Origin of the sequence: Gimesia sp., assembly GCF_048262075.1 — a bacterium.
In the GTDB taxonomy this organism is placed as follows: Bacteria; Planctomycetota; Planctomycetia; order Planctomycetales; family Planctomycetaceae; genus Gimesia.
In genome coordinates, this window is record NZ_JBLXFK010000012.1 from 87,307 (window position 1) to 108,575 (window position 21,269).

General features: G+C 49.9%; 15 protein-coding genes. 11 read left to right on the top strand and 4 right to left on the bottom strand.

The features are described 5' to 3' along the window. Positions 1–9: 9 nt before the first annotated feature. A complete protein-coding gene (locus ACN0YH_RS20970; protein ID WP_417381546.1) occupies positions 10–3,537 on the bottom strand; it encodes an acyl-[ACP]--phospholipid O-acyltransferase in 3,528 nt (1,175 codons plus the stop codon). Positions 3,538–3,844: 307 nt separating this feature from the next. Then, positions 3,845–4,822 carry a vWA domain-containing protein gene (locus tag ACN0YH_RS20975; protein ID WP_417381547.1) on the bottom strand — a complete coding sequence of 326 codons (978 nt, stop codon included), beginning with the start codon at positions 4,820–4,822 and terminating at the stop codon, positions 3,845–3,847. A 281-nt stretch (positions 4,823–5,103) separates the two neighbouring features. Here ACN0YH_RS20975 and ACN0YH_RS20980 point away from each other — a divergent pair, with 281 nt between their 5' ends. The 7 genes from ACN0YH_RS20980 (at position 5,104) to ACN0YH_RS21010 (ending at position 14,070) form a co-directional block, all read left to right on the top strand. Further along, positions 5,104–5,598, top strand: coding sequence for a thiol-disulfide oxidoreductase DCC family protein (locus ACN0YH_RS20980; RefSeq protein WP_417381548.1), 495 nt, complete (start codon positions 5,104–5,106; stop codon positions 5,596–5,598). A gap of 33 nt (positions 5,599–5,631) precedes the next feature. Beyond that, a complete protein-coding gene (locus ACN0YH_RS20985; protein ID WP_417381549.1) occupies positions 5,632–7,017 on the top strand; it encodes a sulfatase in 1,386 nt (461 codons plus the stop codon). A gap of 94 nt (positions 7,018–7,111) precedes the next feature. Further along, positions 7,112–7,390: a hypothetical protein gene (locus tag ACN0YH_RS20990; RefSeq protein WP_417381550.1), complete on the top strand. Its 279-nt coding sequence runs from the start codon at positions 7,112–7,114 to the stop codon at positions 7,388–7,390. A 12-nt stretch (positions 7,391–7,402) separates the two neighbouring features. Further along, positions 7,403–9,073: a PQQ-binding-like beta-propeller repeat protein gene (locus tag ACN0YH_RS20995; RefSeq protein ID WP_417381551.1), complete on the top strand. Its 1,671-nt coding sequence runs from the start codon at positions 7,403–7,405 to the stop codon at positions 9,071–9,073. A 245-nt stretch (positions 9,074–9,318) separates the two neighbouring features. Further along, entirely contained in the window at positions 9,319–11,052 is a 1,734-nt protein-coding gene (locus ACN0YH_RS21000) for a DUF1549 domain-containing protein (RefSeq protein ID WP_417381552.1), read from the top strand. Between the two features lie 58 nt (positions 11,053–11,110). Further along, complete coding sequence (locus tag ACN0YH_RS21005) at positions 11,111–12,391, top strand: DUF1501 domain-containing protein (RefSeq protein ID WP_417381553.1); 1,281 nt, start codon at positions 11,111–11,113, stop codon at positions 12,389–12,391. Then, positions 12,388–14,070 (top strand): hypothetical protein, encoded by a 1,683-nt coding sequence (locus tag ACN0YH_RS21010; protein ID WP_417381554.1) that lies wholly within the window; start codon positions 12,388–12,390, stop codon positions 14,068–14,070. The genes ACN0YH_RS21005 and ACN0YH_RS21010 overlap by 4 nt, the downstream gene beginning before the upstream one ends. Before the next feature lie 3 nt (positions 14,071–14,073). Here ACN0YH_RS21010 and ACN0YH_RS21015 read toward each other — a convergent pair whose 3' ends face one another. Beyond that, positions 14,074–14,541: an SRPBCC family protein gene (locus tag ACN0YH_RS21015; protein ID WP_417381555.1), complete on the bottom strand. Its 468-nt coding sequence runs from the start codon at positions 14,539–14,541 to the stop codon at positions 14,074–14,076. 449 nt (positions 14,542–14,990) lie between these two features. Beyond that, positions 14,991–15,755, bottom strand: coding sequence for a hypothetical protein (locus ACN0YH_RS21020; protein ID WP_417381556.1), 765 nt, complete (start codon positions 15,753–15,755; stop codon positions 14,991–14,993). 362 nt (positions 15,756–16,117) lie between these two features. On the opposite strand from ACN0YH_RS21020, the gene ACN0YH_RS21025 reads away from it, so the two are divergent. From ACN0YH_RS21025 to ACN0YH_RS21040, 4 genes are all read left to right on the top strand, one after another. Further along, entirely contained in the window at positions 16,118–16,960 is an 843-nt protein-coding gene (locus ACN0YH_RS21025) for an MlaE family ABC transporter permease (RefSeq protein WP_417381557.1), read from the top strand. Positions 16,961–16,996: 36 nt separating this feature from the next. Next, positions 16,997–17,812 carry an ABC transporter ATP-binding protein gene (locus ACN0YH_RS21030; protein ID WP_417381558.1) on the top strand — a complete coding sequence of 272 codons (816 nt, stop codon included), beginning with the start codon at positions 16,997–16,999 and terminating at the stop codon, positions 17,810–17,812. A gap of 90 nt (positions 17,813–17,902) precedes the next feature. Beyond that, the gene (locus tag ACN0YH_RS21035) at positions 17,903–19,063 is read left to right on the top strand and encodes an MlaD family protein (protein ID WP_417381559.1); all 1,161 of its coding nucleotides are present in this window, start codon (positions 17,903–17,905) and stop codon (positions 19,061–19,063) included. Positions 19,064–19,822: 759 nt separating this feature from the next. Continuing rightward, positions 19,823–21,193, top strand: a complete 1,371-nt coding sequence (locus tag ACN0YH_RS21040) for a PhoX family protein (protein ID WP_417381560.1) — start codon at positions 19,823–19,825, stop codon at positions 21,191–21,193. Positions 21,194–21,269 lie beyond the last annotated feature (76 nt).

The following is a 21,269-nucleotide window of genomic DNA, read 5'->3' on the forward strand; positions in this document are numbered from 1 at the left end:
ACCATAATATCAGTTGGTGACTTCGGCTGCAAAGGCTTCACCGGCGACCTGTTTGATTTTTGCCAGATCGAGTTTGCCGGTCCCCAGCAGAGGGATCGCATCTACTTCCAGAAAACTGTCGCTGGAAGGCATCCAGAGATTCGGCAGATTTTCGCTGGCGAGTTGTTTGAGGATCTCGTCGACTGAAATTTGCAGCGGTTTATGCAGGACGATCAGGCGTTCCCCTTTTTTGGTGTCGGGAACGGAAGTCACAGCGATCTGCACTTCGGGTTCATCTTCCTCCGGGTTACTCACAATATCATTGATGAGTTCTTCAATCCTGAGATGCGGGACCATTTCTCCACCAATTTTGGAGAAGCGGGTCTGCCTGCCGGTGATCGTGACAAATCCTTCCTCATCGATGGTGGCAAAGTCACCGGTATTATACCAGCCGTCAATAATGACCTCTGCCGTTTTCTCCGGATTATTCAGATAGCCTTTCATGACATTAGGCCCCTTGATAAACAGCAGGCCTTCCTGTCCTTCAGGAAGATCTTCATTGGTATCGGGGTCAACCGTTTTGGCCATCACACAGGGGATCGGGCGACCTACGGTTCCGGGTTTGGCACTGACTTCCGTCGGGTCCAACTGCCGTGTGGGAGGGACATTGACCGCAGCGACGGGGGACAGTTCTGTTGTACCGTAACCTTCGGTCGGGAAAATGCCAAATTTCGCTTCAAATTCTTTCGCCAGACTCTGAGGCAATTTTTCTGCACCGGTAATCACGATGTCCAGCGATTTGAATTGTTCCTGAGTGCAGCGTTTCAAATAGTGCCTGAGAAACGTAGGCGTGGATGTGAAGAGTGTGACTTTATATTTCTCAATCATTTTCCCCACGGTGCGGGCATCGGTGGGATTAAAGTGGTAACAGGATCGCATGTTTCTGACGAAGGGCATCCAGAGTGCAATCGTGTACCCAAACGAATGAAAGAAAGGCAGGATTCCCAGAATACAATCTCGGGGGGCGAGTTGCAGCAGGTCGTCGGCTGAGTTGATATTGGAAATGATGTTATGATGGGTCAGCATGACTCCCTTGGGGCGTCCCGTTGAACCGGAAGTGAAGATGACCGTACTCAGATCGTCTGAGCTGACTTGAGTCAGGCCAATAATGCGTTCAATCAACCAGGCTGGGACGATAAATGCCATGAACAGGCAAATGAGTTTGTCGAGCAGGGATGCTTTGAGTTTGATCTCATCGACCAGGACCACATTGGCTTCCATTTCGATGGGCTTTTTTTCCAGGAACTTACTGCTGGTCAGTACGGTCTTAATACCTGCTTCCCTGATACAGTAATTGATATCACTGTCAGAAAGGGTGTAGTTCAGATTGATAGGCACGCGGCCTGAGATCGCGAGGCTGGCATTCACAGCAGACCCACCAACGGAGGGAGGCAGCAGTACGCCGACCATTTTTTCATCTTGCTTCAGAACGTATTTGTTGAGCAGTCGCCTCATCAGGAGCGCGCCGGTCAATAATTTTCCGCCAGTCAGTTCTACCCCTGTTGAGTCAGAAACTTTTTGCTGGAATCGTCGACTCTTACATTTTCTCAGAAACAATCTCGGCGCTATCATTTGATATGTCTTTCGAAAATTGGCAGATTCGACTCCCAGGTTTTGCACTGCCTTACGGACGTGCTTTTCATTCTCCGGATGAAGAATGGGCTTCCCGAAGCGAATTGAGACAGGGTAAGGCCACCGGCGGGGTTTTTTCCAGAAAAATTTTCCGCCATGAAAACTAAAGATACTCCCCCAGAGTTCATCAATGTAGACAGGGATCACCGGAGCACCGGTGCCTTTAATAATTTTCATCAGACCGGATTGAAAAGGCTGCAGGTATCCCGAACGGGTTAATTTCCCTTCCGCAAAGATACAGACTAATTCTCCATTTTCAATGGCAGATCGAGCGGTTTTGATGGATCTCATTAATGCTTTTGGACCATCTTCCACATTGATGGGGATCGTATTATACATCTTCGTGAGCCAGGCGACCCAGGGGCCCTGAACATAAGTGGAATAAGCAATCATACGGACCGGACGCGAGGATGTCAGAATCAGGAACACGCCATCCAGCCAGGAGACATGATTGGCGACCAGCAAGGCCCCCCCTTTGGGAGGCAGGTTTTTGAGTCCCTTCACACGCAGTTTATAGATCGTACAACTGACCAGCCAGACCATGAAGCGAATGGTGGCATTGGGGAGCAGCTTGAAAATGTAGATGCCTACCGGGATTGTGAGCAGCCCCAGAACCATGAAGATCTGGCTGGCTGTCATTTCAAGTTTTGCCTGCATCACCCAGAAACCAAAGGAGGCAATCAGGATAAACAGAAATGCCAGGAAGTTGGCAGCCGCCAAGATGCTGCCCCGGGTTTCGACATCGCTACGATGTTGCAGAAATGTTTCCAGAGGAATGTCAAACAGTCCGGAACTGACACCCAGTAGAAACAGCCACAACAGCGAGAGGCTGTACAGCAGTTGTGAGTTCGATTCGGATCCGGGGATGACGCTGTTTCCAGTGAAGTAGAGCAGTAGGGAGGTCATGACGATCCCGGCAGCTCCCAGTGGAACAATTCCCAGTTCGATGCGTCCTGCAGACCAGATTCCCGCGAGCATACTACCCAGGGCAACGCCGAAAACAAGGATCCCCAGGAGAGGGCCGATATCTTTCTGAGTCAGATTCAGTTCATTGATGCCGTACGTATCCACATTCATCTGTGCCAGTGAAGCAAGCATCCAGAAAAAAGCGACTCCCAAAGCGGTTCTCAGCAGGGGGGTACTGCTGGTGAGCAGCTGCAATTGATGCCAGGTCTCTTTTGCTGGATTATAGGGAAACCCACGATCGGGGGCAGCCGGTTCCAGCTTCCTGATTTTCAGGCTGGCGATTGTTCCCAGTATAGCGACTCCCACCAGGGTGAAAGCGGCGAAGCTGATATCACTAAATGAGCCCGGGTTGGAGAGACTGGGTTGCGTAAAATGGTACAGGTAATTACCTGCGATAAATCCCAGGGCCGAAGACACGACGGTAGTCAATCCCATGATACCGTTGCCGCGTGAAAGACGATTATCTCGCAACATTTCGGGGATACTGCCGAATTTAGCAGGACCGAAGAGTGCGCTTTGACAGCCCATGAGAGCCACGATGAAAAACAGCAGATAGAGATTGCCGATCTGAACGGCACAGACCCCCGCAATCATAATGATGATTTCTGCCACTTTGCAGGCGATAATAACGGTGCGTTTACTGAAACGGTCTGCCAGATAACCGGCGACGCTGGCCAGCAGCAGGTAGGGGAGCGTAAAGCACGCCAACCCTAGGGAAAGGGCATTCGCATCACCAATCTCTGGTTTGGCAATGGGAATGATGAACCAGCGAAACATATTGTCATTCATTGCTCCCAGAAACTGAGTTGCCAGTAAGGCCAGAAAGGAAGGCGAGTTCAGCGTCCCTTTGCGTACACCGCGTTTTCGTGGTTGTGTTTTGGCGGTGATCGTTGAGTTCATGTTGTTAAGTGATCCAGGTTTTCTTACGGCTCGTTTAAATTGTCTGTTAAATTATCTGGGATTCAATCAGACTGAATCGGATAACGAGCTCGGGAAACTTATTTGAAGGAAAAGCAATCAAAATGCTCACTTCAAAGAGGGCGAAGTGCGACCGAAAATATCACGCGAAAAAAAGCAATGATAGAAAAGCAAGAGAGCATACTATTCCAAAAAGCATTTATCTGTAAAGACTTAGATAATGAATGGCACTAAAGAATCTATGAGAGACATGCTTTGGTGTGTGTTTGTTCTGTAGTGGGGCCTGGGATCAGGGAATAAAGGTGAATGTCCCGGAATTATTTTCCGACAGTTCCCGAATGGCCTGTTCTCCCTCAAGGTTACCAAAGCAAATTCCATTCACCGTAACTTTGTGATTGTGGTATCTCTGTGCAGCGACTTTATTGAAGGACTTCACGATCACAGGGTCGAACTGACCGTCGGTCAGAAAGTAAATCGTATCCGGTTGCAATTTTAAGGCCAGCTGTAATGCCTGGTATGGTTCTGTCATGCCGATGCCGGGCACGCGGGCTACCCAGGTCAGGTATTTCTGTTTGGCCTCATTCGTAGCGGGTTGCAATTCACGGGCGGGCATGGGGATGGCAATGTCATTGAAGAAGATCACAAAAAACTGCTGGTCTTCGCTCATGGAGTGTATCGCGCGTGCCAGTTCGAGTTTGACCCGCCCCAGTCTGGTTTTTCCCTCACTTTCATGGGGGAAATTCATACTATTGGATGAATCAACCACGTACACAATCTTTTTACTCTGTGGATTGATTCCAAAGAATTTCCCATTACCGTTTCCCGGACCAGAACCGTCACCTGCGTTTCCAAGGGCCGTTGTGGTCAGCAGTGCACCCACGATTTCTGAGCCGTATTTTGTCGTCAGTGCTTCTTCATACTGTGTCACCTGAGGGAGTGGCCCCTGAAGATAAGATGATCGTGATTCAGGATCTGGTGCGGAAGAACGCTCTACGAGCGGTGGTAATTTTGAAAGCAGGGCAGAGCTGCTGGTGCTCTCTTTCTGTTTCGTAACTGGGACCAGTTCAAGTACTTCTGGTTCGAGTTGATTTTGTGCCGGCACCCAACGAGTCTGAATCGCATCTGACTCTGCTGAAAACTCTGTTCCGATCTGATATTCGAAGATCAGTGAAAGGCTGCCGATAATGAGTAGATGAACCAGCGTAGAGACACCCAGCCCCTGATTCCAGCGCGATTGCGAATCAGAATGTGTGGATTGGTGGTGCATGGAACCCTTAAACCGTAAAGAACGTGTGGTCAGCCTTCTTTAAGTAAAATCGGCATGATAGCTACCTGAATTCTAGCGTTAATTTTGAGGAAACGACAGAAGTATTCAGTGAATCTGAACCTTCAGGGCATAAGCAATGTGCGAGGCAGAGTGTTTTACCGGGATTCCGGCGAATGCATTAAAATACGACTGGAGATAAATGCTTATTACGTATAATATTACAGGTAAGGTACGTTTTTTCGGTAGATTGGATCGTGTTTCAGATTGAGAAACGAAATCACATGAAAAAATCAGTGATCACCATGGATTCTGATCGTCCGATCTCTGCTGCTTCTGCGGACGTCAATTCGGAAGAATTAGAGGCTTCCAATTTGAGAGATAAGCCGATTCTGTTTTTTGATGGTGTGTGCGGTTTATGTAATTCCAGTGTCGATTTTGCGATGGCTCGAGACCGGCACGCACGATTGTATTATGCGCCTCTGCAGGGAGAAACTGCCCAGGAGTTATTGAGCGAGCAGGATCTCGCAAATGTCGATACGGTTGTCTTTCGGACTGTAGAGGGATCGCATTGTTACAAGCGATCAGCGGCAGTCGTCAGGCTGTTGTGGCTGCTGGGATTTCCCTGGAATGTCTGTGGATGGTTGTTGTGGTGTATTCCCCTTCCGTTCCGGGATCTGGGATACCGATTGATTGCGAGTGTTCGCTATCGCCTGTTTGGAAAACACGAGACCTGCCGGATGCCGAGTCCTGATGAGCGTGCCCGTATCCTGCCTTGAACGAATTCATTTCAAGTTGATAAAGAGACTGATATGCGATTGATGCCGTTGAAATGCTTCCTGATGACAGTACTGGTATTCATGGGGCTGAAAGGGGAATTGTCAGCGCAAACGCAACCGACAGCGAAGACTAATTTTATTGTTTTCATTGCGGATGACATGGCCTGGGATGACTGTGGTGCCTATGGTCATCCCAAAATCCAGACGCCTAATCTGAATCAGCTGGCTGCAGATGGCATGAAGTTTAATCATGCGTATTTAACCTGTAGTTCCTGCAGTCCCAGTCGAGCGAGTATCATTACCGGCCGCTATCCCCACAGCACGGGGGCTCATCAACTGCATCTGCCTCTACCAGCCAGCCAGGTGACTTTTGTGGAGAAGTTAAAGGACGCCGGTTACTATACTGCCTCCGCCGGGAAATGGCATCTGGGGACACCCACGGAAAGCAAGTTTGATCTGGTAACTACGAAGTTGAACGAATGGGTACCGACGCTGAAGCAGAGGCCGAAGGACAAACCGTTTTTCATGTGGTTTGCCTTTACTGATCCGCATCGTCCCTATCAACGGAATATCATTGAACGACCGCATATTCATGAAGATGTCAGCGTGCCTCCTTATCTGCCTGACACTCCAGAGGTGCGCGGCGATCTGGCTTTATACTATGATGAGATCGCGAGGCTGGATGGTGTCGTTGGAGATGTACGGAAAGAACTGAACTCGCAGAAAGTGGCATCCAACACGGTGATTGTCTTTTTAAGTGATAACGGTCGCCCCTTTCCCCGTTGTAAAACAACCGTGTATGACAGCGGAATTCGAACGCCCTGGATTGTCGCGTGGCCTGCTCAGGTTAAAGCGGGGAGTGTCTGTAATTCTTTGATCAGTTCAGTGGATCTTGCGCCGACCGTACTGGAACTGGCAGGCTTACCAATGGAAGAAACGTTTCAGGGAAAAAGCTTCCATAAACTCCTGAAGAGTCCGGAAGCAACTACCCGTGGATTAATTTTTGCGGAGCATAACTGGCATGACTTTGAAGATTTTGGTCGCGCGGTCCGTTCTCCTCGTTATAAGTATATTCGAAATTTCTATACTGATCTTCCGGGAACTCCACCGGCTGATGCCGTTCGCAGTGACACTTACGTCAAAATGCTGGAACTGCGTGACGCGGGGAAGCTGACCGAAGATCAGCAAAGCTGTTTTCAGATTCCTCGGCAGGAAGTGGAACTGTACGATATGGAAGCAGATCCTCATGAATTACACAACCTGGCGGGAAATCCGGAGTATCGGGAAGTTCAACAGGAATTGCGAACGGCCCTTGATCAATGGCAGGAAGAAACTCACGACCGTTTGCCGCGCACCCGCCGACCGGATGAATTTGATCGTGAAACCGGCCAGCAACTGCCTGCCTTCCGTAAAAAATAAACAGACTCTATTTCATTTCAGATAATTGTTGAAACGTCTCAAATGAGTTTGGGGTAAGATTGCCATGAAGTTTCCCACAATCTTGAGTTGAATTATGAATGCGCCAGTCATTTCCAGTCTGTCACCCGATCCCGATGTGGAACAGACGACCATGCTGCAAAAATCAGGGGTTGTCGCAATGTGTGCAGCCGCATTCCTGCTGCTCTACTTCTTGCTGGCGGGACCACTGGTCTGGATGGAAGGGAAGATGAAGTTTCCCCCTTTTTCTCAATCTGTAAAAGTCATCTATGCGCCATTGGCAGGGATTGTGAAATCGGATCTTGAGCCGGCCTCCAGTGTTGTCAAAGCCTATGTGGGTCTGTTTAAAAAATAACGAGGCTGATTTATGAGTGAGGGCGGGCCCCAGACCGAGGCTGAACTGGATCAGGCGACTAGTGTTGACACTCCCCGACATACGTTTCGCTGGAAGTGGGGGCTTGGCATTCTGTTGCTGGGGATCGCAGCCATCTTTTTTCGCTGGTTTCAGCTTGCGCCGGATCGTACTTATCAGGTATTTGCAGTCTATGAGGGGATCCGCAATATCCTGGTGGGGCTCTTCATCTGGTGGCTGCTGTTTTCAGGTTTAGCCTGGAAGACACGCTTCAAAGGACTCGGGCTTGCTGGATTCGCTTTTGTGCTGTTCTTTGGGCTGCTGCGCGTGGAAAGTTTTGAAGGGGATATGGTTCCCCGATTTCGATTTCGGTTCTTGCCAACTCCAGAGCAACGGGCCAAAGCGTATTTCGAACAGATTGAGAATAACCCCGAAGCAAAGCCAAAAACAACGGGACAGGCTCTGGAAGTGATATCAGGAGACTGGCCTGGCTATCGGGGAACCGACCGGACGGGAATCGCGGGCGAACAGTCGATCCGAACTGACTGGAATACGCAGCCACCTGAATTAGTCTGGAAACATCCGGTCGGCGCGGGTTGGGGATCATTTTGTATTGTCGGCGATCGGGTTTATACTCAAGAGCAGCGAGGCGCTGTCGAAGTCGTGGTCTGCTATGACGGGCGGACCGGAGATCAACTCTGGGTTTATGAAGATGAAGTACGTTTTGAAGAAACCCTGGGAGGAGTGGGGCCACGCGCGACGCCGACCTTCGATCAGGGATTTCTTTACACAGTGGGAGGAACGGGAATTCTCCATTGTTTCGAAGCGGCTTCCGGCATTGAGGTCTGGACTCACGATCTGCTCAAAGAACAGAATCTGAACAATCTGCAATGGGGTATGTCAGGTTCCCCTCTGATTTGGGAAAACCTGGTAATTGTGAATCAGGGGCTGGTTGTAGATACGTCAGAGCTGGATCATCGTTCGATCATTGCCTTTGATAAACGGACTGGCAAGCAGCTCTGGACAGGAGGCAGCCGGAAATCGAGTTACAGCTCTCCTCAACTGGCTGAATTGCAGGGAGTGTCTCAGGTCCTGGTGTTTCACGCGAAAGGACTGGAAAGCTTTGCGCCGGCAGACGGTCGATCACTGTGGTTTTTTCCCTGGACAAATCAGGCCGGCATCAATGCGGCCCAACCGATTGTCATTGATGATTCGTCGGTCTTTATCGGCTCCGGTTATGGGGTTGGTTCGGCGCGGCTGTCAGTAGTGAAATCCGGAGACGAGTGGAAAGTCACTGAAGTCTGGACGAGTAAAAGTCCCAAACTGAAATTCAATTCTGCTGTGATGCGTGATGGCTGTGTGTATGGGCTGGATGAAGGGATCCTCACCTGCCTGAACCTGGAGAATGGCAAACGCATGTGGAAAAGAGGACGCTATGGATATGGTCAGATGCTGCTCGTGGAATCGATGCTGCTGATCTTGGCAGAGGACGGTAGCGTGGAACTGGTCAAAGCGGATTCCGAAGAGTATTCCCCGATCGCGAAATTTCAGGCACTCAGTGGGCAGACCTGGAATCATCCTGCTTTAGCGCATGGGAAACTGTTTGTGCGAAACAGTGAAATGGCTGCTTGTTATGACATTTCCCCGGACTCGCAAACCACTTCCATTGAGAAAACGAACCGCTAGCGCCTGCTTTTCAAGCTTCGGTTTCGTCTCTGTTTCCTTTCGCCGGATTATGTAAAGCTAAGTAAGATCTGTGGATTATACTTGACGGAGTGGAGCAGGGGAGGCACAATAGACGATAAATAAACACCTGCCTATGTGTTTTTGACTTCCCACAACGTATTGAAACAACATGAGTTTCTCTACGTCCCGCCTCAGATAGCGAGACTGTCTGAACGACATTGCAGAGAACGGAAGAAAGGAGACCCATGTTTCGCGCGAACATGCGAGTTTACGTTTTGCTGCTGATGGTATTCTTCCTGCAAACGATAGCAAATTCCATTTCGGCTGCTGGTCAATCGCAGTCTGGGGATGAGGCACTGGTAGCGAAAAAGCCGATGCTACCCACTGGGCCTGTACTGCATGTGTTGATCGACCAGTTCATCCAGCGCCGTCAAACCGATTACGACAAACTGGCATCTCCGCTCTGTGATGATGCTGAATTTCTGAGACGGATCTATCTCGATCTGACGGGGCGGATTCCCACGATCGAACAGACGCGGACGTTTCTGAATAACCAACGGCACGACAAGCGTGTGGTTCTGGTCGATGAACTGTTGCGCTCTCCCGAGTACGCCCGTTTTGTTTCGCAGCGTCTGGATGTAATGCTGATGCAGCGGATGAATAAGAAGTATATTGATGTCGGCGCGTGGGGAGAATATCTACGGGCATCTGTTGCCGAGAACAAACCACTGGATCAGCTGGTGCGAGAAATCCTTTCTGCGGATGGCTCTGATAAAGCACATCAGGCCGAGGCACGATTTTATCTGGCTCGTAGTGGTGAGGTGAATGAACTGACACGGGACATCAGTCGAATTTTTCTGGGAGCCGATCTGACGTGTGCCCAGTGTCACGATCACCCGGAAGTCGCAGACTGGAAGCAGGATCATTACTACGGGATCTCCGCGTTTCTGGTTCGCAGTTTTGTGTTTACCGACAAAAAGAAGAAGCAGACGGTCTTTGCTGAGAAAGCAGAAGGCGAAGTCAAATATGAGTCGGTATTTGAAGTGCGCGATAAAACGTCCAAAGGTCCCGAGACAACACTGCCCGCCGTGTTTGATGGCAAAAAGATTGCTGAACCTGCATTCAAAAAAGGAGAAGAGTACAAAGTCAAACCAGCGAAAAATGTAAGGCCGATTCCCAAATACAGCCGACGTGCTCAGTTGGGAGAGGCCATTACTACTGATAATCGCCGCTTTGCACGGACAATGGCAAATCGTTTGTGGGCGATGCTGTTGGGGCGGGGAATCGTCCATCCGCTTGATGCGGACCATTCAGATAATCCTCCCTCGCACCCGCAGTTACTGGAAGTACTGACCGATCAACTGATATCACACGACTATGATCTGAGATGGTATCTGCGCGAGATCGCTTTAAGCGAAACATACCAGCGCTCAAGTGCCAACGAATTGTTTGAGGATAAAACAGCGAAAGACTTGTCCGATGCGCAATTCACTCATGCGTTACTGAAGCCTTTAAATCCAGAGCAGTATGCCTGGGCGGTCATGGAAGCAACCGGGCTGGCAGAAGTGCATCGCAACAGCCTGAAAAAGAAGTTGAGTGAAGCAACACTACGAAAAAACCTGCTGGGCTATGAACGCCAGTTTGTATCCTTATTCGGAGGAGTACCCGGAGAGCCCGTCAAAGAGTTCGAAGCGACCGCGGATCAGATCTTATATTTGTCTAATGATCAGCGGATTCAGGTGATTCTGCCGGCGCGGCCCGGAAATCTGGCCGATCGTCTCCTGAAGATTCCAGCCGATCAATCCGATCAACTGGCGGAAGAATTGTACCTCAGTGTCTTAACAAGACATCCAGCTCAGGACGAAACTGAGGATGTGGCGGCTTTGCTGGCGGGAAAAAAGGGACAGGACCGGGCAGTGATCGTCACTGATCTGATCTGGGCGTTGTTAATGTCATCGGAGTTTCGATTTAATCACTGATAGAACATCCTCAAGTGGATTCAAACACAGTCAGTCTTAGGGGATGCAGGGAGAAGGTATGACAATGCGTTGTAACTATACTTGTGGATCACATGAATCACTGACGCGTCGCTCTTTTCTCGGGGGGTCTGCCGCTGGTGCATTAAGTATGCTCGGTTTTGGTGGAATGACCCAGGTTCAGGCTGCGAAAAAACTGGCGTCGCAACAGAAACAGGTGGTCGTGTTCTGGCTGTCCGGCGGAGTGAGTCAGCTGGAGACCTGGGATCCAAAGCCGGGGACGGAAACGGGAGGCCCCTTCCAGGCGATTTCCACATCAGCACCTGGTGTGCAGATCAGCGAGCTGCTCCCTCACACGGCCCAGCAGATGCATCACCTGGCGCTGGTTCGGGGGATCAACACCAAAGAAAATAACCATGGTAAAGGCGCCTACATTATGCAGACAGGGCGGAAAGAACAGCCTGGATTTGCCTATCCTTATCTGGGCTCCTCGTTTTCCAGCCATCTGTCACCACCCGACAGTCCGTTGCCGGGATATATCTCTGTGGGAGCAGGCGGCTCTTCTAAGGAAGCCACATTTCTAGGACCGCGTCATGCACCACTGGTTTTGTCAGGTGGGAAGGCGCCGGCGAATCTGGCGATGCATTCTTCTATGACGGCAGAGCGGGACGTGCTCAGGCGGAGTCTGAGAAGTAAAGTCAGTCAGCGATTTGAGCAGAAACGCAAGACTGCCCATACCGAAGTCTACAATGAATCGTTTGACCAGGCAGCAGCGTTGATGTCCCGGCGGGATATCTTTGACTTCAGTCACTTTTCGGACAAAGACGTGGAACGCTATGGCAAGCATGATTTCGGGCAGCACTGCCTGATGGCGCGACAGCTGATTGAAAAAGGGGTGACGTTTGTCAAAGTAGGCCATACGAATTACGACACGCACTCAGAGAATTTCAACTTTCATATCGAGCAACTGGGCGAGTTCGATCGCCCCTTCGCGATGTTCGTTTCTGATCTCTACGATCGAGGTTTGCTGGAACATACCCTGATTATCTGCATGTGTGAATTTGGCCGCACTCCTAAAATTAATTCACGCGTGGGGCGAGATCACTGGGGCACCGCCTGGTCTATCGCGGTTGGTGGGGCTGGAATCAAAGGGGGCGCGGTTTCCGGCAAAACTAACGAAACCGGCACAAAAGTGATTGATCGTGAAGTCAACGGCGGGCATCTGTTTCATACCTATTATCAGGCAGTCGGACTGGATTCGTCAGAAGAATTTTATCCCAACGGTCAGCCGATTGCGAAAGCCGATCCCAAGACAGAAGCAATCAAGGAGATTCTGGCGTGAGTGGATTTCATCTACGGCAGTTTTCCATAATCGGTCTGCAGACTGCTGTCATACTGTGGTCTGTTTCCGTTTTATCGGCTGCAGAAGAAACTGCTGACAAAAAAAATGCTGCCGAATCGCCGCTACAGGCAGTCAAACCGATCCTCTATCATGGACCGACGCAGTTGCCTGCTGCCCTGAAATTCGCGGAACTTGACGCAGACAAAGCGTCACAACTTACTGACGCTCAAGTGAAAGCCGTGAATCAGATCAAAGCAGATCTGAAGCAGGCCGACTCTGAAATCAGCAAGATTCAGAACAGGATCCAGAAGACAAAGCAGAAGATCAAAACCGCAACGGATGCTTTGAAAGTGCTGCAACAGGAAGCAAAAGCGACACCGGAGAAAAAAACAGACAAAAAAAAGTTGGAAGCAAAGTCTGATGAATCGGCTGAATCGGCGAAACTCAAAGCTGAAACATTGTCTCAGGAACTGAAACAGTTGGAACAGCAGGTTATGATGCTGGAGCAGTCACTGCCTGTGAAACAGAAGCAGCAGGCAGAATTGAAAAAGCAGACAGCGGCAGCTGAAAAAAAACTGGCAGAACAGCGGACGAAAGAGAGTCAGTATCAGGAATTCGTCGAATTGTTTCGTCAGCAACCGCCTGTCGCCGATCCAGAACGATTTCGGGAAGTAGGTAGCTTTTCCCATTCGCGACCGTTGTATTCCTGCAAGATTGATGCCACTGGAAATTACATGCTGGCAGGCGCCCAGGGGTCAGCCTTTAATCGCTGGGATCTGGTGAGTGCTGAGAATACGGAGCTGTTGGGGCATCAGAGCTGGGTCCGTCGCTTTGATGTGAGTCGTTCTCATCCCTTGTTGATCACGGGGGCCTATGAAGGCAAGATCGCCTGGTGGGATCTTGAGACAGAGCAACCAAAGCCACAGCATTTAGTCTCTGCCCATAAAGGGTATGTGCGGGGAGTGGCCATCAGCGCTGACGGAACGCTGGTAGCAACGGGGGGAAATGACTGTCTGGTCAAACTCTGGTCTGTCAAAACGGCGAAGCTGGTCCGGGTACTGGAAGGTCATGAATATCAGGTTTATAACGTAAAGTTCCACCCGAGTGGTCGCTGGCTGATTTCCGGAGATTTGCGTGGAAATCTAAAACAGTGGGATGTTGAAACTGGCGAGCTGGTACGTGATTTCGACGGGAGCGCGATTTATAAATACGATACCACGTTTCGTGGCCACATTGGCGGCGTACGGGGAATGGATATCAGCCGGGATGGCAAATACTTCGCCATCAGTGGAATCGGTGAAGTTACAAATGCCTTTGCCGGTATTGGTGTGCCCACCGTAATTCTGTTTGACTGGGCGACGGGTAAGCGACTGGCGGTCATGACACCCGATGATAATTTTAAAGGGACCTGCTGGGGAGTCCGCTTTCATCCCGAAAATGATTTCATTTCCGCTGTTGGCGGAAATTCGTCGGGTATGATCTGGTTCTGGAAACTGGGGGAAGAGAAGCCTTTCGCATCAGAAAAGGTTAAAAGTGTGCCTTACGATCTGGATTTCCATCCCGATGGACTGCGGATGTGTGTGGCCTGTTTTGACAAGACAGCGCGGCTCTATCACCTGGGGCCCGAAACTCCTTCAGAGCTGACAGCCAGAAAAAAAGACAAGGTCAAGAAGAAATAGCGGCTATTTCGCCGGCGGAACACGTCGTACCGATTCCTGTTCTGCGAGTTCCTTCAGCTTCGCCATCTGTGTTTTCAGGATTCGCTTTGTGAACCAGCTGAACAACACTCCCATGAAGCGGTAGTAAAACGAGGCGAACTCCAGTTCGCAGTGATAGTCCAGTTCCGTTTTTCTGCCGAGCGAGGTTAATTCATAACTGACTTCGATCCGGTGTGCGGGATGGGTCAGTTCAACAGCGATCAGCGTGGGTGCTTCGTATGCGGTGAAAGTCCCTTCGTACGTTTGGGTGTTCAAACCTTCTTTAATAGTATGAATGAATTTTGTCCCCACCTGATTTTCCGTGTTTTTCCTCTTGGGATATTCAACCGATTCCAGCCCTTCCATCCAGAGCTTCATTTTTTCATCGTCATTCAAGTAACTGAATACGACTTCGATGGGCGCAATTATTTCCTGCTGGTATGTGATTTCCAATGCCGCTCTCTCCCCGGTTGAACCTGACTTGTCATTTGAGATTTGAGTTGATCACCTTGTTCATAAGGTGATATTCCAGTCGTAGCTCATGTAGCATTGTACCATGCTTTTACTGCCAGTGTGATCACGTTTACAACTGGATTGATGTGTTTTGCTCAAACTGGTCAGGCAGGAATTGGTCTCCAGTCGGCTGTTCAGGTCAGTCAGACTTACCCTGGGGGGAGCATAACCGTGGAAATCCGGTTCTGATGCCTGTGAAAACCGGTTTTAGACTGTGTCCCGTTTTACTGTAGCGTCCCCAGGGGCGTTTGGCCCGCGTACCATAGATTGAGAGACGCTTTCACAAAATGTGATGCGTTCAAGAAATGCGAGCGACTCTTCTCCAGAGGATCAAAAAAAACAGGGCATTGTCAGCCCTGCTTTTTTATTTGGTGGTTGATCCTGAGAACTTATTTCTCTTTTTTCTCAGGTTTTTTGGGAGCCTCTTTTTTCTCTGCTGGCTTTTCAGCGGGTTTCTTTTCTGCTTTCTTTTCAGCAGGCTTAGGTTTCGGTTTCTTTTCTGTTTTGGGCTTTGGTTTTTTCTCAGCGGTTTTTTTCGCTTCTGGTTTCTTCTCCACCGGTTTAGGGAGTTCTGGTTTTTCGGCTACGACAGGTTTGGGCTCTTCGGGTAATCCGATAACTTCCAGTCCAGTGATCTGTTCCTGCAGTGCCAGTCCAGCAGGGCGAGTGATTTTCGTCTGCCAGACATAAAGTCGTTTGAGTTTTTTCAGTGAACTCAGCTGGGAAAGACCAGCGTCAGTGATTTCCGTACCATACAGATTCAGGTATTCCAGATTCGGGAGTTGTTGCAGCTGCTTGAGCCCTGCATCATTCACCTTGGTTTTTTCCAGGTGCAGGTGAGTTAAATCTTTGAGATGCTGCAGTTGTGCGAGACCGGCGGAAGTCACTTCTGTGCCACGCAGATTGAGTGAGGCCACTTTTGTGAGCCCTGCGAGGGTTTTGAGGGTTTCGTCGGTAATTTTCTGGTCTGACAAGTGAAAGGCGATTTCAAGTCGGTCATCATTCTGAGCCAGTTCCAGAACGGATCCCCCGGCGGCAATCACTTTGGCTTTGGCCTGTTCAGTGGCGGGATTGGCTTTTTTATCCTCGGCTGACAGGTTAGCGACCTGAGTGAACGAGATAACGGAAATCAGCGCGACAGAAAAAAATCTCATTTTACCTATCCTTACTTTCTCTGTTGTACATCGGATTTGGTGTCAAAGTGGTAAGCACATCAGGGTCTGGTCATCCAGATCGACCGACTTTCTGAGTGAGTGAGGTTCATTAAATCAATATAGGCCTTGGAGATACACCCCAATTTATCAATTCAACTGATCTTGATGTATTTTATCAGGGGAAGCGGTGTTACGGAAAGACTCAACCCAAAAAATGTGTCCTTCTGCTTAGAAAATTCCCTCGATGCCGAATTGGGGTGGCAGCGCAGAAATGGTCTCGATTCAAATCCGAAAATCCATTAACCTTCTGCCCGCGGACGAGAAAGTCAATTGCATAGTAAAGTCTGAACTGGAAAGAATTAATGTCATCTGCTTCGCCTTCAGTCCCTCGAGACACCCTGATTCACGGTTTGGGACGTGGAGTCATCAATACTGTCTGCCTGCTGGGTGATCTGTTTCTCTTTGGTTGGGAGATGCTGGGTTGGATCATTACGCGGCTGCCACCGCGGAGTAATCTCTGGTCGTGCATGTACCATATTGGAATCCAGAGTATCCCGGTGATTCTGATTACCGGTGGATTTATCGGTATGGTTCTGGCAGTCCAGTCTTATGATCAGTTCAAATTGATGCATATGGAAAACCAGATTGGTGCCGTCATCGCGATTTCGCTGGTAGAAGAACTGGGGCCGGTCCTGGCGGCGATCATGCTGGCTGGTCGAGTGGGTACCTCCATGTCGGCGGAACTGGGAACGATGCGGGTGACCGAACAGATTGATGCCTTGCGGGCGCTGGGTGCAGACCCGATTCACTATCTTGTCGTGCCACGGTTTCTTTCCTGCTGTTTACTGATTCCCCTGTTGACGATTATTGCCGACGCGGTCGGGATTCTGGGAGGCTGGTTTTTCAGCACGCAGATCTTAGGCGTGGATTCATTTTATTACTGGCATTATTCCGAGCAGTTCGTGTATGCGTATGACGTCCTGGGAGGCATTTTCAAAAGTTTCTTTTTTGGGGCTGCGATTTCACTGATTTCCTGTCATCGAGGCTTTCATTGTGGTGCAGGTGCTGAAGGAGTGGGTAAGGCGGCGACGGAAGCGTTTGTGTATTCCTTTATTGTCATCATGATTCTGGACTTTCTGCTGGGAGTCACGATTGTGAACTTTTATCACTTCATGCAGACCGTTTACCCGGGTGTGCTCCGATAGCGTAGCAGTTGGACATCGAACAGAAAAATTAAAGTTATGAATGAACGAACCGCCAATGATGGTTATGTGATTGAACTGCGGAATGTTTCCCGCCAGTTCGGCACACAGCAGGTGTTGCGCGATGTTTCATTTGGAGTGCGCCGCGGTGAAACTCTGGTCGTGATCGGCGAGAGTGGATGTGGCAAGAGCGTGACCATGAAAATGATCATGAATCTGCTACAGCCCTCACAGGGCGATGTTCTGTGGAACGGTCGCTCGATTGCGGATCGCAATCCCCGAGAACTGCATCGCGACCGGTTGCGTATTGGTTATCTGTTTCAGGGAGCTGCCTTATTTGACAGTCTTTCTGTTTACGAAAATGTGGCCTTCGGATTGAAACAGAATACGCGACTGAAAAAAGAAGAGATCGATCAGATCGTGGTAGAACGTTTAAGGGAAGTGGGGCTGTCCGAAGCGATCAGTCAGAAAAAACCGGCACAGCTTTCTGGTGGCATGAAGAAACGGGTTGGTCTGGCACGGGCGCTGGCGATGACTCCTGAAGTCATGTTATATGACGAACCTACCACGGGGCTCGACCCGGTGATGACCGATGTGATTAACGAACTGATCCTACAGACACGCGCCAGTCGCCCGGTGACCAGCATCGTAGTGACACACGATATGAGTACTGTGAAAAAAGTAGCGGACCGGATCATCATGCTGTATCCATTGGCACGACTAGGGCCGAACGAAGAACAGATTGTCTTCGAAGGTACGGCTGAGGAAGCATTTGAGTCTGACTTACCGCGTGTGCATCAGTTTGTGCATGGTGAAGCCGGAGACCGGATTCGGGAACTGGCTGAAGCCAGTTGAACTGTCCCATTCTGAGACAGAAAAAAGAATTGTTTTAATACCAGATCAGAGTCATTGGTCTCAAGGATGAGATCGAGATAGAGGTTAATTATGACGGACCGCCAGATTCAATTTCGCGTAGGACTATTTGTGATTTCTGCAATGATCACCGGAGCCGGGATGATTTTTCAGTTCGGCCAACTGGAATCACTGTGGAAGAAAAAGTACACGATTGCCATGCGGTTTGAGTCGATTTCCGGCGTGCATCGTGGCACGCCTGTCGTGCGTCACGGAATTCGCATTGGTGAAGTGGATAAGATTATTACCAGTGACAGTAAACCGGGAGTCATGCTGCTGGTGAATATCAGCGAGTCACAGCATCTGCGCAAAGATGCCAGTCCGCAGATCGTCAGTTCGATCATGGGGGATTCGAAAATCGTGATTGAGCCCGGCGTCAGCACTGATTTCCTGAACCCGGGGGATCGCCTGGTGGGACGTGAGTCAAGTGATCCGATGGAGATCGTGCATCGAATGGAGCAGCAGGTGACCAAAACCCTCAATGCTTTTTCTGCCACCAGCCAGGAATGGGAAAAAGTAGCGAGCAATATGAATCGCCTGATGGAGACCAAAGAGGGGAATCTGGATGTTGTCATCGAACGCACAGCGACTTCCCTGGAAGAGTTCTCGCTGGCGATGCGTAAGATGAACCAGATGATGACCAGTGTCAATCAACTGGTGGCTGATCCCGTGCAGCAGGAAAACCTGAAACGTTCAATGGCAGCCATGCCAGCGATGATTGAAAGTACACAACGTACGATTGCTTCAGTCGAAATCGCAGTTCAGAAGGCCGGACAGAACCTGGATAATCTTTCACAGGTAACCGATCCGCTGGCTAAACACAGCCAGTCAATGGTTATCAAAATGGATCGCAGTTTATCACGCCTGGATGCCATCCTGGCAGAACTGAACTCCTTCTCTCGAGCGTTGAACGAGGGGGATGGGTCACTGAAAAAATTCATGTCCGATCCGGAGCTCTATCGGAACATGAACCGATCTGCCAGCTCACTCACTGTGTTGTTGAATAACCTGGAGCCGATTGCCCGGGACATTCGCATTTTCAGTGATAAGATTGCCCGCCATCCGGAAGTATTGGGTGTGAGCGGTGCGATGAAAGGTAGTTCGGGACTGAAGGAGGCCGGAGATCAACCTCAGCAGCAACCTTCACGAATCCGTCAGTCCGGGTTCTCGTTTCCTTCTTCAAAAGGCCCCTAGACGAGCGGCCTTTCCAGCAGGTCACTCGCTGATTGAGGTGACTTTGCTATCTGGTGGTACTGTCGGCTTTTCATCTCCGCTGACTGCTGCGCAACTGATAAAATAACGCAGATATTCCAGGCTGGAAATTCAGCAGGAGCTGATGCGCAGATCAGTTATCGCCTGAGAGTCTCCCCGCAGCAAGAAGATTGGAATTTCAATACTGAATTCCAGGTCGGTTGACTTAGATAAGTGCGAGACTGTCCTCAGGCTGGTGCGCCCCAGAGCGTGTTAAAGCGTAAACGTGGTACTGAAAGGGCTTGAAATGGGTCAAAATTGACAGAAATATGAGTGAATGGATGCTGACTGAAAAGTCCGAAAATAAGAAAAAGCCTTGTTTTCAGGGACTTGTTCTGGTGAAGAAACGGCAGGTGTGAATCAATTCTCATATTGTGAAAAAATGAGCAACGCGCGCGACGCATAAAACAAGGGAAGTATGCTGAATGCCAGGAGCGGGTCAAGTTGAATGTTTTCAGCGGAAATAGAGCTCTACTGGGCATATGTGTTAATGAAAAGGGAGCCCAACAGAGGCTCTCCCTTTGTTCAAGAAATTCTGGTTATGCGAATAAGAAGAACTGGTTTGGAAGTCTTCATTGTTTGTTCATTAAAACTTAACAAAACCTTGTATTATTTTGCAAAAGTGTCATTTCCTCCCCGGGTTCTGTGTTCGGAACCACAATTTGACACAATGTCCTGCTTTCCAGTTTCACAGAGGGACTCGTGCGTACATCCTCATCGCGGCGTCTATTTCTTAAATCAGCGATTGCTGCTCCTGCAGCAGGTACTGTCTTTTCTCGTTTTCTGTCTGCAGTCGAAGCCAAAGGGCTTGAGAAAAGTGATTCCGGTCTCAACCCGATCCGGGATGAAACAACAGGATTGCCTTTATTAAAGCTGCCTGAAGGGTTTCGCTACCAGTCATTCGGCTGGGTGGGGGATGTGATGTCTGATGGTGTAATCACGCCGGAAGGTCATGATGGGATGGGAGTGATCTCCCAGACCGGTGATATCATAACGCTTTGTCGAAATCACGAAATTAAGGGGGCGAAAAGTTTTGGTCCGGCGGAATTGACCTTTGATTCCAAGGCAGGCGGTGGTTGTGCGAATCTGCAGTTCAATGTCAAATCCGGGAAATGGTTGAGGAGCTGGACGAGTCTGGCAGGGACCGTACAGAACTGTGCCGGCGGGCCTACTCCCTGGGGTACCTGGCTCTCCTGCGAGGAAACAGTGATAGGCCCGAAGGAAAGTTTCCGGGACGTTCAGTACGAGCATGAAAAACATCATGGTTGGGTCTTCGAAGTACCCGCTGAAGGGAAGGCTTCTGTGGAACCTTTGCAGGCTTTGGGCCGTTTCGTCCATGAAGCACTCGCCATTGATCCTGCGGAAGGCACGATCTACGAAACCGAGGACCGTGATACTGCCGGTTTTTATCGCTTCCTGCCGAACGAACCTGAGGTTCTGACGAAAGGAGGCCGCCTGCAGATGATTAAGATCAAAGGCAAAGATGATCTGCGAACCGGCGCCAGGACTGGAATTCGCTACGAAGCAGAGTGGGTAAATATTGAAGATCCCCTGCGTCGCAATACACCGGGCAAAGAAGACGGTCTCGGAGTCTACTCGCAGGGAAAAGCCAAAGGTGCAACCACGTTTGGCCGTCTGGAAGGTTGCTGGTTTGGCGATGGGGTTGTGTACTTTAATTGCACGAATGGTGGCGAAGCCGGTCTGGGGCAAGTCTGGTCCTACTCACCCCAGGATCACATTTTGGAGCTGGTATTTCAATCGCCGAGTCATGAGATTCTCGACAGTCCGGACAATTTAACAGTCAGCCCCCGAGGCGGACTGATCCTGTGTGAAGACGCTGACCTGAAGCCTCTGCGTCTGCATGCCCTTTCGCGTAAAGGGGAACTGCAGACGGTCGCGGTCAACAATATTCAGTTGAAGAGCGGTCAGCACGGCTCGCTGGCAGGAGATTTCAGCGGTGGTGAATGGGCGGGGGCCTGTTTCAGCCCGGATGGGGAATGGCTGTTTGTAAATATTCAACATCCAGGCGTGACCTTCGCGATCACTGGCCCCTGGGAAGAATTGGGCGTGTAGCAGAGCGACTTGTGGAAAGAACTGTCAAACAAGGTTTTATGCTTTTCTGAAGGTGCAGACTTTCATACAGGAAGCG

Bases quoted from the DNA above. Each gene is read 5' to 3' on its own strand.
- ACN0YH_RS20970 (WP_417381546.1), bottom strand. From the start codon at position 3,537: ATGAACTCAACGATCACCGCCAAAACACAACCACGAAAACGCGGTGTA.
- ACN0YH_RS20975 (WP_417381547.1), bottom strand. From the start codon at position 4,822: ATGCACCACCAATCCACACATTCTGATTCGCAATCGCGCTGGAATCAG.
- ACN0YH_RS20980 (WP_417381548.1), top strand. From the start codon at position 5,104: ATGAAAAAATCAGTGATCACCATGGATTCTGATCGTCCGATCTCTGCT.
- ACN0YH_RS20985 (WP_417381549.1), top strand. From the start codon at position 5,632: ATGCGATTGATGCCGTTGAAATGCTTCCTGATGACAGTACTGGTATTC.
- ACN0YH_RS20990 (WP_417381550.1), top strand. From the start codon at position 7,112: ATGAATGCGCCAGTCATTTCCAGTCTGTCACCCGATCCCGATGTGGAA.
- ACN0YH_RS20995 (WP_417381551.1), top strand. From the start codon at position 7,403: ATGAGTGAGGGCGGGCCCCAGACCGAGGCTGAACTGGATCAGGCGACT.
- ACN0YH_RS21000 (WP_417381552.1), top strand. From the start codon at position 9,319: ATGTTTCGCGCGAACATGCGAGTTTACGTTTTGCTGCTGATGGTATTC.
- ACN0YH_RS21005 (WP_417381553.1), top strand. From the start codon at position 11,111: ATGACAATGCGTTGTAACTATACTTGTGGATCACATGAATCACTGACG.
- ACN0YH_RS21020 (WP_417381556.1), bottom strand. From the start codon at position 15,755: ATGAGATTTTTTTCTGTCGCGCTGATTTCCGTTATCTCGTTCACTCAG.
- ACN0YH_RS21025 (WP_417381557.1), top strand. From the start codon at position 16,118: ATGTCATCTGCTTCGCCTTCAGTCCCTCGAGACACCCTGATTCACGGT.
- ACN0YH_RS21030 (WP_417381558.1), top strand. From the start codon at position 16,997: ATGAATGAACGAACCGCCAATGATGGTTATGTGATTGAACTGCGGAAT.
- ACN0YH_RS21035 (WP_417381559.1), top strand. From the start codon at position 17,903: ATGACGGACCGCCAGATTCAATTTCGCGTAGGACTATTTGTGATTTCT.